Genomic DNA, 16,049 nt, shown 5'->3' on the forward strand with positions numbered 1-16,049 from the left:
TTTTTTGTAAAGCTAAAGTTAAACTTGTTACTAAACAGCATCTTTTTCTGTTCTGGACTGTAAACTTTAATTCTGGACTCAGCTGGACGTTTTGGGGCTCTATTTTGTCCATTATAGTTTTTTTCATCTGAAAAGTGAATACAAATAATTAGCGTACGACTATCCGTTATTATTCTATCAATCTTTGCTGAAGCTGTCAAGGAGACAGAACTAATAATTTAAAAACAATATTATGGCAATGAGAAACAGTGTAAGTTTAATTGGAAGGGCTGGTAGCAAAGCAGAAATTATAACTTTCGAGAAAGGAGGAACTAAAGCAAGTGTAGCGCTAGCGACCCATGATTATTACATTAATGCTTTGGGAGATCGAGTAGATGAGACCCAGTGGCACAATTTGGTGGCTTTTGGAAGAAATGCCAATTATATGCAAACAGCAGTTAACAAAGGATCGCAGATGGCGGTGGAAGGGAAGTTGATACATCGCAGTTACGAGACTGCCTCCGGAGAGATCCGCTACGTGACGGAAATCCGAGTCAACGATGTTGTGGTCTTTGATGTGGAGCATGATGACCAAAAGCAAAACGCCAAAGTAGCACAGTAAGGAGGATTAGTGATTCATACTAATTTTGTTTATTTTTGCAACCGGCTGCACCACAAAACTATGTGCAGCAACTCGATTCTATGAAGCCATCCTTAGCAAAAGGTACGCGAGATTTTGTTTCGCTTGATGTTCTTAAGCGCCGAAGTGTAATTTCGGTTCTTCAGAGAAATTTTGAATTGTTCGGTTACCAACCGCTGGAAACACCAAGTTTTGAGAATTTAAGTACGCTTACTGGAAAGTACGGTGAAGAAGGGGACCGATTGATTTTCAAAATATTGAACTCGGGGGACTATCTAGCTAAAGTGAACGACCAGGATCTAAATAGCAGAAGCTCTCAGAAACTTACCAATCAAATTTCTGATAAAGCATTGCGGTATGACCTTACAGTACCTTTTGCCCGGTTTGTAGCTATGAATCACGGTAAACTCTCCTTTCCTTTCAAGAGGTATCAAATTCAGCCGGTTTGGAGAGCCGACAGACCGCAAAAAGGTAGATTTAGAGAATTCTACCAGTGTGATGCAGATGTTGTAGGAAGTACTAGTTTGTTTCAAGAAATTGAGCTTTTACGATTGTATTTTAAGACATTCCGTGAACTAGGCATTAAGATCCAGGTGCATATGAACAACCGGAAGATCCTTTCCGCTCTCGCTCAATATGCAGAAATTTCCGATCAGTTGATTGATTTTACTGTCGCTCTGGATAAACTTGATAAAATTGGTGAGGGAGGCGTTCGTGAAGAACTTAAAACTAAGGGAATTTCGGATGAAGCGATTGCTAAATTGGAATTTTTATTCGATAGCAACAGCACACATGAGAAGATAGTCCAAAAACTACGCGAGATATTCGAGGGGATACCTATAGGCCTTGAAGGAGTAGAGGAACTGGATTTTGTATTTTCAGCGTTTGCCGATTCCTCTGATTTGGTTTTTAACATTACTCTAGCCCGTGGACTTGATTATTATACAGGAGCAATCTTCGAGGTGAAGGCCCAAGAGGTAGAGATGGGCTCTGTTGGTGGTGGCGGCAGGTATAACAATCTTACAGAAGTATTTGGTGTAAAAGATGTGCCAGGAGTAGGAATTTCCTTTGGTTTGGACCGAATAGTCTTGGTGATGGAAGAATTGGGGCTTTTTGAAACAATTACGGCACCACCAGTACAATACCTTTTTGTTAATTACGGCTCAGAGGAAGCCCTTAAAAGCCTTACAATAATAGATAAGTTGCGGGAACATGGAATTTCCTCTGAACTCTATCCTGAGGCTTCAAAACTTAAAAAACAATTTGCATACGTTGAGAAGAAAGCCATTCCTTATATGGTATTTTATGGTTCCAATGAAATTGAGAATAAGGAACTAACTATCAAAGACATGGTAGTTGGATCGCAACACACAATTCCAATCGAAACTTTTTTCTCCACCTTATAACTAAAAACAGCCCTTATGTGGGCTGTTCTAGTATAATATAATATTAAGTATGAATGTGATTTGGTGAATGCTACATATGTTGATTTACATCACTACGTACTTCACTTGCTTTTGTTTCCGCTTTTGCGCTAAATTCTTCTGCTTTTGACTTCGCTTGAGCAGTCAAATCTCCCGCTTTACTTTGGACTTGAGAAGCTAAATCGTTTGCTTTCGTTTTCAGATCACCTCCCCACTTATTAAAATTGTCTTTAGCATTGCTTAACTGATCTTTTACTTTTTGCTGCTGCTCAGGAGTGGAATTTTTGTATTTCCAAAAAGCAAATGCTCCTAAACCTAGTAGTGCCAAAAGGCCGTTTCTTTTATTTCCCATAATTCAAATTTTTAAAGATTTAATGTTACCACTATGTATGTAAATTACGTGCCAATAACTATATCATCTTATTAAAATTTTGTTAAAATAAAAGCTGTAGTATCAAGAAAATATTTCAAGAGCATCGCCATCGAAACAAGCAAAAACCATTTTAGGGTGTGAATCTTTGTAGTAATGTTTTCCAGTGGAATCAAGTACTATTGCGCCGGCAAAACCATTAAATTGCTCTAGTTCTCTAAATGTTCTCTCCACCGCTTGTTCCACCGAGTTCCCGTCTGTGACCCGGGTCACAATTTTCACTGCTGTAGCATTGCTAACAATATCTTCTCCTACCCCAGTGCAGCTTACTGCGGCATGTTGGTTGGCGTAATTGCCGGCAACAGTTGCTGAGTCCGAGACGCGTCCTGGGATTTCGAAACCTTTTCCACCGGTAGAAGTTCCTGCGGCCAACTTGCCCTCATGGTCTAGTACCACACACCCTACAGTGCCTCTTCCCAATGATTTCTTTTTATCTAAGTATTCCATCTCGCGCTGTGGAGTCTTGGGATTGTAATAACCGTAGCCTGCCTCGCGGGCAAAATCGTTGGCCCCAGCACCACTTAAGATTCGATCGTCTAGTTTTTCATTCATTATGCTTTGGGCAACGAGGATAGGATTTCTAACATTCTCTATATTGATTACCCCGGTCATCATTTGATTTGACCCGTCCATCAATGCTGCGCTCATGCGTACTGTTCCGTCGCTTTGTATTTGGGAACCAGTACCTGCGTTAAAGAGGGGGTCGTCTTCGAGTTGGCCAACTGCATAAGCAGCCGTTTCTAAGGCAGAGTGAGTCTGAAGATAGTTCCACGAGGTACGGATAATATGTTCCAGAGCGCTTTGTTTTAACAGTTTGGTTTCTGTGCTCTGGTCACTTTCAGAGAAAAAGCCACCGTGTATAAGTAGTTTCATAAAGGATGGGGGTTAGTGAGTTGGGGCTGGTATTGAGAGTTCACAATATGCATTTCCTTGGTAGTTAAGTCAAAGAAATCATTTTGAGACATTACATGAACTGTGAGGTTGTCTATTGAGATGGGTTCTCCGATATTTATATTAGTAAGGTTTGTATCTTTAATAAACCTGCCGTCCACAAGAATCACGAGACCTGAACCTACTGCAGTCATTCTGTTTTGGTATATAAAAAGACCTGTATCCTCGCCCAAACCAATGCCTAGCGTTCTAGGATTGTTTACAACGGCTTGAAAAAGCCTTCCTATTCTTCCTCTTTGTACAAAGTGGGTGTCAATGAGCACATTGTCAATGAAACCTAAACCCTGAGTAGTTTTAATTTCGCCTTTAAGGAGTGCTTCACTACTAGATCCTTGGTAAATCATGTTTTCCGATGCCGCCGCTGCACCAGCGCTGGTACCTGCGTACACAAAGTTTTCATTAATATATTTATCCAAGATAATGTCATGAAAACGTGTCCCCCCTAGAATGGAAGTGAGTCGTAGCTGATCTCCTCCGGTAAACATTACCACATCTGCCTCACGGGCTCGTTTCATGAACTCTTCACTATTAGCTTCCTCTCGTCGTGTAAGATCCATAATGTGTACATCTTTTGCACCTAAGAACTCGAACGCTCTCTTGTATTCAGGACCTACGATTTGTGGAATTTGCGAAGCGGTTGGTATGACCTCAATACGCGATTCTATTCCTTTACAAGATTCATCTATGATCTTGCGCATTATACCTTTTTCAAAGAAATTAAGGTTTTGCTCGATATTAGCATCGTAATCGGTCTCTGCGAAGCTGCCTTTATTAACAGCACCACCTATAACTATTAGTTTTCCTGCTGGCGTCATACTTTAATATTAAAACAATTTTGCGCAACAAAATTCGCTCCGAATCTGCGAACTTTGTAGTAATTAGCAGTTCTAATATAATATTTTCCTTTGAAGGTTACACTATTTTCACGCTTGAAAATAATATGGGAAGAGATTTACTATATCTTTGGTACCAAGAAAGCTAATAACATTAAGAAATAAATGAAAATAGAGAAAATACAGGTTTTACGAGGTCCCAACATCTGGAGTATTCGTCGTAAGAAACTAATCCAAATGCGTCTGGACCTTGAGGAGATGGAACAGTCTCCGACAAATAAAATTCCTGGCTTTCGGGAGCGTTTGGAAAACATAATGCCCAGTCTTTACTCACACCGTTGTTCTGAGGGCAAACCTGGTGGGCTTTTTCAACGCATTGAGATGGGAACTTGGATGGGCCACGTAATTGAACATATTGCTTTAGAGCTTCAAACTCTAGCTGGTATGGATACGGGATTTGGACGTACCCGCGAAACCAAGACACCAGGGGTATACAATGTTGTATTTAGCTATATAGAGGAAAATGCAGGAGTTATGGCGGCTAAGGAAGCTGTAAAATTAGCTGAATGCGTCATAGACGATAGAGATTATGATCTACAGGAATGCATTTTTAGGTTAAAACAAACTCGAGAACGAGAACGGCTTGGGCCTTCGACCGGGAGCATTGTGGAAGAGGCGGAATCTCGTAATATTCCATGGATACGCTTGGGCAAAAACTCTCTGGTCCAATTGGGTTATGGGATTCATCAGCAGCGTTTTCAAGCAACAATAACTGGTAATACAAGCTCCATTGCAGTGGATATAGCTTGCAATAAAGAGCTGACTAAGAAGATGCTAGATGAAGCCGCTATTCCTGTACCCAAAGGGGGACTGGTATACTCTATTGACGAACTTGAATCGACCATTACTAAAATTGGATATCCTATAGTACTAAAACCACTCGACGGAAACCACGGTCGTGGCCAATCCATCAACGTGAATGACTGGGATACGGCAGTAAAGGGTTTTGAACTTGCCCAGCAAATCAGTAGTAGGGTAATTGTGGAGCGCTTTATAACAGGATATGATTTTAGGGTTCTTGTAGTGAATCACAAAATGGTTGCTGCAGCCAGAAGAATGCCTGCAAATGTGGTGGGTGACGGTGAAAGAACCATTTCTCAGCTCATTGACATTGAGAATAAAGATCCCCGGCGGGGCTACGGGCATGAAAATATGCTTACTGAAATAGTAGTGGATTCCTCGACGTTGGATCTTCTGGAAAAGAACGGCTTTCATTTGGAGTCCGTACCTCAAAAAGGAGAGATTGTTTTTCTCAAATCCACCGCAAACTTGTCCACCGGGGGGACTTCAAGTGATGTAACGGACATGATTCACCCGGACAATATTACTATGTGCGAACGTATTTCTAAGATTATTGGTCTGGACGTATGCGGAATTGATATTATGGCTGAAAATCTAACTCAGCCACTTAAGGAGACTGGAGGATGTATCCTTGAAGTAAATGCCGCGCCAGGCTTTAGGATGCATTTATCTCCAAGTGATGGTCTGCCGAGAAATGTTGCTGCCCCAGTGGTGGATATGCTTTATCCCCCGGGTAAGCCTTACCGCATTCCGATCATTGCAGTAACTGGAACCAATGGAAAGACAACTACCACACGGCTGATTTCACATATTGTAAAAAACAATGGATACCGCGTGGGTTTCACTACCTCAGACGGGATTTACATTCAAAACACCTTACTAACGAAAGGAGATACTACCGGTCCGGTCTCTGCCGAGTTTATACTAAAGGACCCTACGGTCGAGTTTGCCGTGCTGGAAACAGCAAGAGGAGGAATCCTTCGCTCTGGTCTTGGCTTTGGAACTTGTGATATAGGAGTATTAACCAACATTAAGGAAGACCATTTGGGTATGAACGACATCCATTCCCTACGGGATCTTACTAGAGTAAAGCGGGTAGTACTTGACAGCGTTAAGAAAAGTGGTTGGTGCATACTCAATGCGGATGATGAATATTCGATGAGACTATCGGGTGATTTGGATGCAAAGGTAGCGTTGTTCAGCTTGGACGAAAATAACCCCCACATTGTAAAATTATCCAGGGAAGGTAAGACTACCTGTGTCTACGAGGAAGGTTTCGTCACCATAAAGAAAGGAGACTGGAAAATAAGAATTACTAAAGTTCAGAACATTCCTATCACCATGGAAGGAAAAGCCAAATTTATGATTTCCAATGTTCTGGCGGCCAGTTTGGCAACCTACCTGTACGGATTTGCAATAGAAGATATAGCAATGGCTCTTCGAACTTTTATTCCCAGTGCCCAACTTACACCCGGACGACTCAACGTCTTTAAATTCAAGAACTTCAAAGTAATGATTGATTTCGCACATAATCCTGCAGGTTACGAGGCCATTGCGGAATACTTAAGCAATGTTGAGGCAACCAAGAAAATTGGTATTATTTCTGGGGTGGGCGATCGTAGGGACGAAGATATTCGGAAATGTGGACAGATTGCAGGTCAAATGTTTGACTACATTATCATAAGAAACGAAAAACATCTGCGTGGTCGTACAGAAGACGAAATAAACGGTCTTATTATCGATGGAATCAATTCCTCGGGTCGTAATGTAAGTTATGAGTGTATACCCAAAGAAATCGAAGCATTAAAGCATGCGATGGGAATGGCTGAAGAAGGTACTTTTATCACCGCATTAAGTGATGTAGTAGACAATGCCATAGATTTAGTGCAGGATTACCAACACCGAGAAAGTCAAGAAGAAAACAATCCAAATTAGGTATAAGAGAAACTGCTCTATATTGGACAGCCCTTGGATAGTATATTATCTTAGGTCCAGTCCGGAATAGAGCAGTTTTGTTTTAATCTTCAGTGTTGTCTGTTTTTCCACTGTCTGCAGTATCGGACGAATCACTCACGTCTTCTTTGGTAATATCCGGAGGACTTTGGTTTTCAGAGGCCGGGGGGATGTTAGGAAAATCTTGATTTTGCTTCTTGCGCTCGGACTCATTAGTATGTTCAAAGTCGGTGTTATCCTTAGGATGTGAATCATGGTGTATCATAATGTCTATAATTTAGTGGTGTCGATTTTACCGGTTTTATCAACAATTTTATAATCCAGAGCTTTGGCTAAAACAAAGATCTGATCAAGATTCTGCATTAACTGTCTTCGCCCATCACTTAGTAGCTGTTCACGATTAACCCTCTTTACGGCTGCATCTTTGGCGGATTTTTGAATTTTCTGAATGTCACTCTCGTCAAATCGGTTGAAAAAAGAGTCGTTTAGAGAGCTGATTTCCACACTCGGTGTTATTTTGAGTTCTGGTGAGGGTAACTCTTCGATTATCAGTTGCCTGTTTACGCTGTCTACATCCAGTCTCATTTTATTTAAGTCGTAGGAAACCTGCGCATTAGTCTTTGTAAATGTCATTATTTCTTTATCCATGGCTGGAAGTAATCCTCCGCCTAAAATTTCTGTACTCATTTTAGTTCGCTGCATGGTTGAGAAGTCCTGTTCCATTACCACCATTTTATTCATCTTGCGGATTTGATTGGTGATTATGTAGTGGTCATTTGAAATTTCAGGCTCTTTGGTGCTTAATAGAGCGCGAAAAACTAATCCCAGCAGTAGCATGGTTATTAGTCCTAAGATAAAAGCAGCTAGAAAGCGCTGTTTGTTTATATTCATAAAAGGTTACTGTCTTTTGTAGTTCTTCTTCAATAAGTTTGCCATTTGGTCACTTTGCACAAAAGAATCAAAAATGCCCAGAAAAGTAAACTTTTGTGGGCATTTTTATAATACTTAAGAAAATGATTATTTGGAGATGTCACGTCCTATTACCAGTCGTTGGATTTCAGAAGTACCTTCTCCAATGGTACAAAGCTTGGAATCACGGTAGAATTTTTCTACTGGAAAATCTTTGGTATAACCATATCCTCCGAAGATCTGGACGGCATTGTTGGAGATCCTTACACACGCTTCTGAAGCATATAATTTAGCCATAGCGCCCTCACGGGTCATTTTAACTCCGTTATTTTTTAGTGTGGATGCGCGACGGATCAATAACTCGGACGCATCTATTTCCGTTGCCATGTCGGCCAGCATAAAATTAACAGCTTGGAATTCATTAATGGCTTTACCGAATTGATGGCGCTCTAAAGAGTATTTCAGGGCTGCTAGGTATGCGCCACGTGCTATTCCTAAAGAAAGTGCCGCGATGGAAATTCTTCCTCCATCCAGTATTTTCATTGCTTGTTTAAAGCCAGATCCTACCTCGCCGAGCCGGTGACTGTCAGGAACGCGAACGTTATCAAATATCAGTTCGGCTGTCTCCGAGGCGCGCATTCCCAATTTGTTTTCTTTCTTTCCAGAGGTAAATCCTTCCATGCCTTTTTCCAAAACAAAGGCTGTCGAGTTATTCTTAGCGCCCTTTTCTCCTGTGCGGGTCATCACTACAGCAATATCGCCGGAAATGGCATGAGTGATGAAGTTTTTAGCACCGCTGATTATCCAGCTATCGCCGTCTTTTACTGCAGTTGTACTCATTCCTCCCGAGTCGGAACCGGTATTATGTTCGGTTAGACCCCATGCCCCTATGGTTTTTCCAGAGGCTAATTGTGGAAGCCAGCGCTGGCGCTGCTCTTCGTTTCCGAATTCATAAATATGGTTGGTGCAGAGAGAGTTATGTGCGGCAACCGAGAGTCCTATAGAAGGATCAACTTGTGAAATTTCGTCAAGTATCGTGACGTATTCATGGTATCCTAACCCAGATCCACCGTACTTCTCAGGGATTACTATTCCCATAAAACCCATTTCTCCAAGTTCATGAAATAGTTCCACAGGAAACGTCTGGGATTCGTCCCAGTCCATAATGTGGGGCCTAATTTTTTTTTCAGCAAATTCACGGGCCGTTTTGGCGATCATCTCTAGGTTATCAGTAGTTTCCGTATGCATAAATTTTCTTTGCTCAAATATACTTAAAATCTCGTTTCAGCAAATGTGCTAATAGTAGCAATTTATTAGGTTAAGTGCTAATATTTTTTAATTATAAGAATATTTGCTTATTTTTACATGGTGATAGCAGTTATAACAGGAGACATCATAAATTCCCAGCATACCGATCCAGAGCTTTGGGTACCTGCACTAAAGCAGCTTTTTGAAGGATGGGGTAGATCTTCTGTGGATTGGGAACTGTACCGAGGAGATGAATTTCAAGTACGCACAGAGCCTACCAATGTATTTTGGAATTTTTTAGCTATTAAATCCCTGGTTAAAAAAAACGAGAATCTGGACGTACGTATAAGTATGGGAATTGGCGATCAGAGTTATGTGGCTACAAAAATCACACAGTGCCAAGGCAGTGCTTTTACTTATTCTGGTCGTGGACTAGAAACGATTAAAAAAGAAGGTTCAACCTTCCATATTACTACTCCAAATGAAAAACTCTCTCGGGAACTTATGCTTACACTTAAATGGGCAAGCCTGGAGTTTGATAGATGGACCCCCGCACTTGCCGAAGTGATTTACGAGCTGGTACACCATACGGAGATAACACAGGACGAACTGGCAAAAAAACTGCAGGTGACACAATCTTCCATCAGCCAAAGGATCAAGAGAGCAAATTTTGATTTACTTAAGGAAACCGACGGATTTTTTCGAGAAAAAATGGATAATTTAGCATGATTTTGATAAAACTCATATTGGCGCATTTACTGGGAGATTTCGTCTTTCAGCCAGCCAAATGGGTTGCTCATAAAGAAAAGAATAAGGTTAGATCTAAATATTTATATTGGCACCTTGCCGTGCATGGTTTAGTACTTTTTGTATTATTTCCAGCCGCCGAGTACCTGTCATTAGTTTTAATTACCATTGTAATTCATGGAATTATAGATCTGGTAAAACTTTATTTTCAAGATTCAAGCACCAAACTGCAGTGGTTCTTTACCGACCAAATCTTGCATCTGGTTTCATTGGTTGCTCTTGCATTGCTGTTCTCCAAGGACATTGTCATGATTGAAATACCGCCTCAGTGGTGGTATGTCGTCACGGGACTTGTATTCGTAACGGTCCCGTCATCTATTTTAATACGTCAGACCCTACGTACATTCCATTTGGATGTGCCTCAAGTGCACCAATTGGAAAGCGCTTCCCTTACTAAAGCAGGTACGTACATCGGAATGTTAGAACGTTTCTTAGTTGTAGTTTTTATAGTATCTGGCCACTTGGAAGCAGTAGGGTTTGTACTAGCAGCTAAATCTATTTTTCGGTATAATGATCTGGCCCAGGCTAAACAAAGAAAACTCACTGAATATGTACTTATAGGTACATTTCTAAGTTTTACCATTGCAGTTCTAACCGGTATAATAGTCCAATATTTAATGTAATTTTGTAGAACATCTCTCATTTAAATAACAACCAACAGTTTAATTATGCACACTAAAGGCGAAATGCTCTATGAGGGCAAGGCAAAACAAATTTTTCTAACTGAAGATCCCAATGTGGTTCTAGTTCGCTACAAAGACGACGCTACTGCATTCAACGCGCAAAAAAGAGGGTCGTTTTCTCGCAAAGGAGAACTTAATAACGCCATTACCACCCTTATTTTTAAATATCTTGAAGGTAAGGGGGTAGAAACGCACCTTCTGGAAAAACTCTCGGATCGTGAGCAGTTAGTGAAAAAAGTGGAGATCATTCCATTGGAAATGGTGGTGCGAAATTATGCTGCCGGGAGCATGGCACAGCGATTAGGTGTTGAAGAGGGAACAAAATCACCTGTTACTATTGTGGATATCTGTTATAAGAAAGACGAGCTTGGAGACCCGTTGATAAATGACTACCATGTGCTCTTCCTTGGAGTTGCCACAAGGGAAGAACTTGATACCATGTATGCTTTGACCTTAAAGATTAATTCCTACTTGCAGGAGTTATTTGAAAAGATGAATATTATCTTGGTCGATTTTAAAATAGAACTAGGAAGACTCTCCGACGGAACCATAATTCTAGCGGACGAAATTTCTCCAGACACCTGCAGGCTTTGGGATAAAGACACTATGAAAAAACTTGATAAAGACCGTTTCCGTAGAGATTTGGGTGAGGTGACTGAGGCATATGAGGAAATATATAACCGTCTAACTGCAGTGTTAGAGAATCAGATATAAGCAGAATAGTTTCCCAAGGAATGAAAGAAAAAAATAGTATACAGAATAACTGGTTAGCTAGGGACCAAGAAAGTTACGGAAGAAATCTGTTTCGGTTGCCTGAAGAGGAGCTGATGGACAGTATGAAGGAGGAGTGTGGAATCTTTGGTATGTACTCCGAGCACGACACCGACACGTTTTCACTTTCCCAGTTTGGCCTTTTTGCTCTGCAGCATCGCGGGCAGGAGGCCTGCGGGATATCCGTAATGAACCAAGGCAAAATTTTTAACGTAAAGGATGAAGGACTTGTACTCGATGTATACAAAGAGATAAAGGAACCCGAAAATTTTATGGGCAATGGGGTTATCGGGCATACGCGCTATACAACTGCCGGTGATAAGAAAAAATACAATTTCCAGCCATTCTTTGCAAAAAATGAATACGACCAAACTATTCTCTCCATCGCCCATAATGGAAATCTAACCAATGCAAGGGAGCTAAAAGAAGAATTAGAACAGGAAGGCGTAGTGTTTAAGGCGACTTCGGATTCAGAAGTGATCCTTCGATTGATCCAAAAAAATTTGGATTTGGGATTACGAGGTGCTATTAAAGCAACTATGGAAAAAATTGAAGGAGCTTATTCGGTAGTAGGTATCACACGAAATAAATTCTTTGCTTTCCGAGATTTCCATGGTATTCGGCCTCTTGTTCTTGGGGCGATCGATGAAAAGACCTATGTGGCAGCCTCTGAGAGTGCTGCTTTGGATGCGGTAGGGGCGCAATATGTGAGAGATATATTGCCGGGAGAGATAGTCTATACTTCAGAAAACGAACGTGGTCTGCATTCGTTCCTTGTACGCGAGAACTGTCAGAGAAAGCTATGTGCTTTCGAATATATTTACTTTGCCCGTCCGGATTCAAGTCTGGAAGGGATTAGTGTACATGAAATAAGAGAAAAATCTGGCGAGAAGATTTGGCAGCAAGCGCCTGTGGAGGCGGACATTGTAATCGGAGTACCTGACTCGGGCGTACCTGCAGCCATCGGTTTTTCCAAAGTGTCAGGCATACCATTTCGTCCGGTACTTATTAAAAACAGATATGTAGGGCGAAGCTTTATTATTCCCACCCAAGAAATGCGGGAGCGTATCGTTAATTTGAAACTCAATCCTATCGTAAGTGAAATAAAAGGAAAGAGAGTAGTAATTATCGATGATTCTATAGTTCGTGGTACTACCTCAAAACGCCTTGTCAAAATACTAAAGGATTCGGGCGTAAGAGAAATACATTTTAGAAGTGTATCCCCTCCAATTATTGCACCGTGTTTCCTGGGAATAGATACGCCTTCCAAGGACGATTTAATATCGGCCAATATGACAACAGAAGAACTGCGAGAATATTTAGGCGTAGACTCATTGGAATTCCTAAGCATGGATAATCTCATTGAAATCTTAGGTTCGAGCGATCACTGTTTTGGATGCTTTACTGAAAAATACCCCGTAGGCAAAGGAGAGCAAGCCGAACTCTTCACATAAAAATAGCCGTCCATGTGGACGGCTATTTTTTTTTCATTCAAATTAGATTAGAACTTGAATGTTAAACCTGCTTGGAATACGTTGTTTTTGTTATTAGCATCACTTCCAAACTGTTGGTTGTTTTCATCCGTAGCATCTGTAAAACCAGCTACATATCTAGCATTGATACCGATGTTATTGGTAAGATTGAATCCTGCACCAAGACCTACTCCAAAGTTGAATGGATTAAAATTATCCTTGTCAAGCTCTGCTGTTCCACTCCATGATCCTGATTCAATTTTTTGCTTGGCGTTAACCAAGAAACCGAATTCTGGTCCTGCCTCTAAGTAAAACTGAGGAACTACGTTATACTGAAACATAACTGGAACAGTGATATAGTCCAAAGTTAATGTAGAGGTACCTACCGTTCCATAAGTGTATTCCGTTCCAACACTGTTGTAAAGAACTTCAGGCTGAATGGAGAAATTCTCCGCTAGTGGAGCGTTCATCATAAGACCTGCATAAAATCCAGTCTTAGTATTGGTGTCAAGACTGTTATCAGAAGAAATATTGGAAACGTTCACACCAGCTTTTGCACCAAACTGTTGCGCGAATGTAAGTGAACTCACTGCTAGGGCAGCACCTAATAATAGCTTTTTCATAATTTTTAATTTAGATTACTTTTTTAATTTCTCTTGTCCCATCAACACAATTTTGATGCCAAAAAATTAATTTTTAAGTCCTATAAATATCTACGAGTAATATAAATTACTGATTAATAATAAGTTAGTTAATTGTATTTGTCAAATAGTTGTTTAATAAATGCCTTTTTTAATTACAGATATTTATAGTAATTCAGTGCTTTGCGCACCAAATCCTCTTTAATTTCAATATCGTAGCGCCCAGTTCCAATTTCATTTAAGAGAGTGAATCGCAAAGTTCCGTTCACATTCTTTTTATCAGAATACATTAGTGTTATAAGAGAGGATAGGTCAATTTCATGCAAATCAATAGTAGGAAAAAACCGTTGTACGGTAGAGGTTATCTTTTCAAATTGTTCATGATGAAGCATTCCCATTTCCATACTAATAAACGATTCACACACAATGCCAAGAGCCACAGCCTCACCATGGGGAATAGGACGCGCCTTCTCAAGAAGGTAACTTTCCACTGCGTGTCCAATAGTATGTCCAAAATTCAGAAGCTTCCTTTCGCCACTCTCTGTAAAATCTTTTTCAACAACCGCTGTCTTTAATAGTGCCGAGGACTGAATATATGGTGTAAGCTTTTCCACGGTTAGTTCTTCAAGGGAACTCAGCTCATGGAAATGCGCCTCGTCTAGAATGAGTCCGTGCTTCAACATTTCTGCGAAGCCACTGCGCAGTTCGATGTAAGGTAGGGTGGTAAGAAACTCTGTGTAAAGGAATATGGCTTTAGGTTTTTGAAATGTGCCTATCGCATTTTTTATATGATGTAAATCAATGCCGGTCTTTCCCCCAATCGCTGCATCACACATGGATAGTAGTGTAGTAGGTACATAAATACAGGGAATTCCTCGTTTGTAGGTGGAGGCAACAAACCCTCCCAAGTCGCAGATCACACCACCCCCCACGCAAACTAATAATGCTCTGCGGTCGGCTCCGAATTCCAGAAGGATATCCCAAAGCTGGCTAGCAGTGGTGAGGGTCTTCATCTCTTCTCCTGGTTCGATCTCCAATATTTCGTAAGGAATAGAAGTCTCCGTATTGGATAATACAGTTGTCAAGCAGTAGCTGTGTGTATTCTCATCACACAAAAAGAAGAGTCTGCTTGGATTTATCTCAGAAATTAGTGCGGATAGTGCTTCCATTTCCTTATCAAGTATCTTTAACATAAAACAGTAGTTTGATACAAAAATACATATGATTTTTTTCATTTTATCAATCCGCTAAGTATTATTAAATTTGGGCGAAATAATGCACCTATGTCTATTTTTAACGATACAAAGATTGCCTTTCAAGATAAATCAACATCACAGCTTAAGAAAGCCTATTGGATGTTTAAAATGATTGAAAATCCTACACTAACTAACTTGGGAATTGATGTCCTGAATTTTGCCGTAAAGAAGGATTTTCCTTTTGTAGAAGGAATCGTACGTCGCACACTCTTTGAACAGTTTGCCGGTGGGGAAACCAGGGAAAAAAGCAAACAAGTTGTCTCCGATCTTCACAGGCATCATATAGGAAGTATTTTTGACTATGCCATCGAAGGTAAGGAGGATGAAGAAACCTTTGATCGGACATGTGCAGAGATAAAACATAATATATCGTTTGCAAAAGGCAACCCTGCAGTTCCCTTTGTGGTTTTCAAACCTACAGGGTTTGGGAGACTGGATCTCTATTCACAAGTACAGGCGGGTTCGCAGCTCACCAATAGTGAAAAACAAGAATGGGAGCGTATACGTACCCGTTACGAACAGGTCTGTCAGATGGCCTTCGATAATGACGTGGTGCTAATGATCGATGCCGAGGAAACACAGATGCAGGATGCAGTGGATTCCTTGGTAAATGAAATGATGGAACGGTTTAATAAAGAAAAAGCTATAATCTGGAACACCATTCAAATGTACCGAACCGGGCGTCTCGAGTATTTGCAAAGTGATTTGGATAGGGCAAAAGAAAAAGGCTACTATCTAGGATATAAGTTTGTAAGGGGAGCATATATGGAAAAGGAAAGGGAACGTGCGGAAAAATACGGCTATCCTGATCCTATCCAGCCTACTAAACAGGCGACCGATGATAACTACAATGCTGCAATTGAATTTGTAATAAACAATTTAGACCGGGTGTCAGGCTATTTTGGAACGCATAATGAAAAATCCACAGAGCTTACCATGGATAAGATGAAAGAAAGGGGTATGCAGAATGACCATCCACAGATTTTCTTCGGGCAGCTTTATGGCATGAGTGATAACATCACTTACTATTTAGGAGAAAACAAATACAACGCATCAAAGTATCTACCGTACGGACCAGTGAAAGATGTGGTTCCCTACCTTACCCGTCGTGCTCAGGAAAATACATCCGTCGCAGGGCAAACGGGACGCGAACTAGGTTTGATTGAAAAAGAACTTAAGAGAAGAGGATAG

Annotated in this window: 16 protein-coding genes; 8 read left to right on the forward strand and 8 right to left on the reverse strand. The window is 40.8% G+C overall.

Features of this window, described 5'->3' with window-relative positions; translation table 11 throughout:
• Positions 1-232: 232 nt before the first annotated feature.
• Positions 233-601 (forward strand): single-stranded DNA-binding protein, encoded by a 369-nt coding sequence (locus tag IC612_RS00590; protein ID WP_194738224.1) that lies wholly within the window; start codon positions 233-235, stop codon positions 599-601.
• Positions 602-681: 80 nt separating this feature from the next.
• The gene (gene hisS / locus IC612_RS00595; RefSeq protein WP_194738225.1) at positions 682-2,025 is read left to right on the forward strand and encodes a histidine--tRNA ligase; all 1,344 of its coding nucleotides are present in this window, start codon (positions 682-684) and stop codon (positions 2,023-2,025) included.
• A 70-nt stretch (positions 2,026-2,095) separates the two neighbouring features.
• Here the strand turns inward: hisS and IC612_RS00600 are convergent, their stop codons facing one another.
• The 3 genes from IC612_RS00600 to IC612_RS00610 all read right to left on the reverse strand — a co-directional run bounded on the left by IC612_RS00600 (position 2,096) and on the right by IC612_RS00610 (position 4,239).
• On the reverse strand, positions 2,096-2,395 hold the full coding sequence (locus tag IC612_RS00600) for a YtxH domain-containing protein (RefSeq protein ID WP_194738226.1): 300 nt from the start codon (positions 2,393-2,395) through the stop codon (positions 2,096-2,098).
• Between the two features lie 102 nt (positions 2,396-2,497).
• Positions 2,498-3,346 carry an isoaspartyl peptidase/L-asparaginase gene (locus IC612_RS00605; protein ID WP_194738227.1) on the reverse strand — a complete coding sequence of 283 codons (849 nt, stop codon included), beginning with the start codon at positions 3,344-3,346 and terminating at the stop codon, positions 2,498-2,500.
• Positions 3,343-4,239 (reverse strand): cyanophycinase, encoded by an 897-nt coding sequence (locus IC612_RS00610; RefSeq protein WP_194738228.1) that lies wholly within the window; start codon positions 4,237-4,239, stop codon positions 3,343-3,345. The genes IC612_RS00605 and IC612_RS00610 overlap by 4 nt, the downstream gene beginning before the upstream one ends.
• A 183-nt stretch (positions 4,240-4,422) precedes the next feature.
• Here IC612_RS00610 and cphA point away from each other — a divergent pair, with 183 nt between their 5' ends.
• Positions 4,423-7,053: a cyanophycin synthetase gene (gene cphA / locus IC612_RS00615; protein ID WP_194738229.1), complete on the forward strand. Its 2,631-nt coding sequence runs from the start codon at positions 4,423-4,425 to the stop codon at positions 7,051-7,053.
• 82 nt (positions 7,054-7,135) lie between these two features.
• Here the strand turns inward: cphA and IC612_RS00620 are convergent, their stop codons facing one another.
• The 3 genes from IC612_RS00620 to IC612_RS00630 form a co-directional block, all read right to left on the reverse strand.
• Positions 7,136-7,336: a hypothetical protein gene (locus IC612_RS00620; RefSeq protein ID WP_194738230.1), complete on the reverse strand. Its 201-nt coding sequence runs from the start codon at positions 7,334-7,336 to the stop codon at positions 7,136-7,138.
• A gap of 5 nt (positions 7,337-7,341) precedes the next feature.
• Complete coding sequence (locus IC612_RS00625) at positions 7,342-7,962, reverse strand: DUF4230 domain-containing protein (protein WP_194738231.1); 621 nt, start codon at positions 7,960-7,962, stop codon at positions 7,342-7,344.
• Positions 7,963-8,088: 126 nt separating this feature from the next.
• Positions 8,089-9,228 (reverse strand): acyl-CoA dehydrogenase family protein, encoded by a 1,140-nt coding sequence (locus tag IC612_RS00630; protein WP_194738232.1) that lies wholly within the window; start codon positions 9,226-9,228, stop codon positions 8,089-8,091.
• Between the two features lie 117 nt (positions 9,229-9,345).
• On the opposite strand from IC612_RS00630, the gene IC612_RS00635 reads away from it, so the two are divergent.
• The 4 genes from IC612_RS00635 to purF are packed head-to-tail and all read left to right on the forward strand — an operon-like array spanning position 9,346 to position 12,943.
• The gene (locus IC612_RS00635) at positions 9,346-9,957 is read left to right on the forward strand and encodes a SatD family protein (protein ID WP_228512814.1); all 612 of its coding nucleotides are present in this window, start codon (positions 9,346-9,348) and stop codon (positions 9,955-9,957) included.
• A complete protein-coding gene (locus tag IC612_RS00640; RefSeq protein WP_194738233.1) occupies positions 9,954-10,658 on the forward strand; it encodes a DUF3307 domain-containing protein in 705 nt (234 codons plus the stop codon). Before IC612_RS00635 ends, IC612_RS00640 begins: the two co-directional genes overlap by 4 nt.
• Before the next feature lie 45 nt (positions 10,659-10,703).
• Positions 10,704-11,432, forward strand: coding sequence for a phosphoribosylaminoimidazolesuccinocarboxamide synthase (gene purC / locus IC612_RS00645; protein WP_194738234.1), 729 nt, complete (start codon positions 10,704-10,706; stop codon positions 11,430-11,432).
• Positions 11,433-11,452: 20 nt separating this feature from the next.
• Complete coding sequence (purF, locus tag IC612_RS00650; RefSeq protein ID WP_194738235.1) at positions 11,453-12,943, forward strand: amidophosphoribosyltransferase; 1,491 nt, start codon at positions 11,453-11,455, stop codon at positions 12,941-12,943.
• 47 nt (positions 12,944-12,990) lie between these two features.
• Here the strand turns inward: purF and IC612_RS00655 are convergent, their stop codons facing one another.
• Together IC612_RS00655 and aroB are read right to left on the reverse strand one after the other, a co-directional pair.
• On the reverse strand, positions 12,991-13,584 hold the full coding sequence (locus tag IC612_RS00655) for a porin family protein (RefSeq protein WP_194738236.1): 594 nt from the start codon (positions 13,582-13,584) through the stop codon (positions 12,991-12,993).
• A 173-nt stretch (positions 13,585-13,757) separates the two neighbouring features.
• Positions 13,758-14,795, reverse strand: coding sequence for a 3-dehydroquinate synthase (gene aroB / locus IC612_RS00660; RefSeq protein ID WP_194738237.1), 1,038 nt, complete (start codon positions 14,793-14,795; stop codon positions 13,758-13,760).
• A gap of 90 nt (positions 14,796-14,885) precedes the next feature.
• Here aroB and IC612_RS00665 point away from each other — a divergent pair, with 90 nt between their 5' ends.
• Complete coding sequence (locus tag IC612_RS00665; protein ID WP_194738238.1) at positions 14,886-16,049, forward strand: proline dehydrogenase family protein; 1,164 nt, start codon at positions 14,886-14,888, stop codon at positions 16,047-16,049.

The organism is Planobacterium oryzisoli (genome assembly GCF_015354315.1).
Taxonomy (GTDB): domain Bacteria; phylum Bacteroidota; class Bacteroidia; order Flavobacteriales; family Weeksellaceae; genus Planobacterium_A; species Planobacterium_A oryzisoli.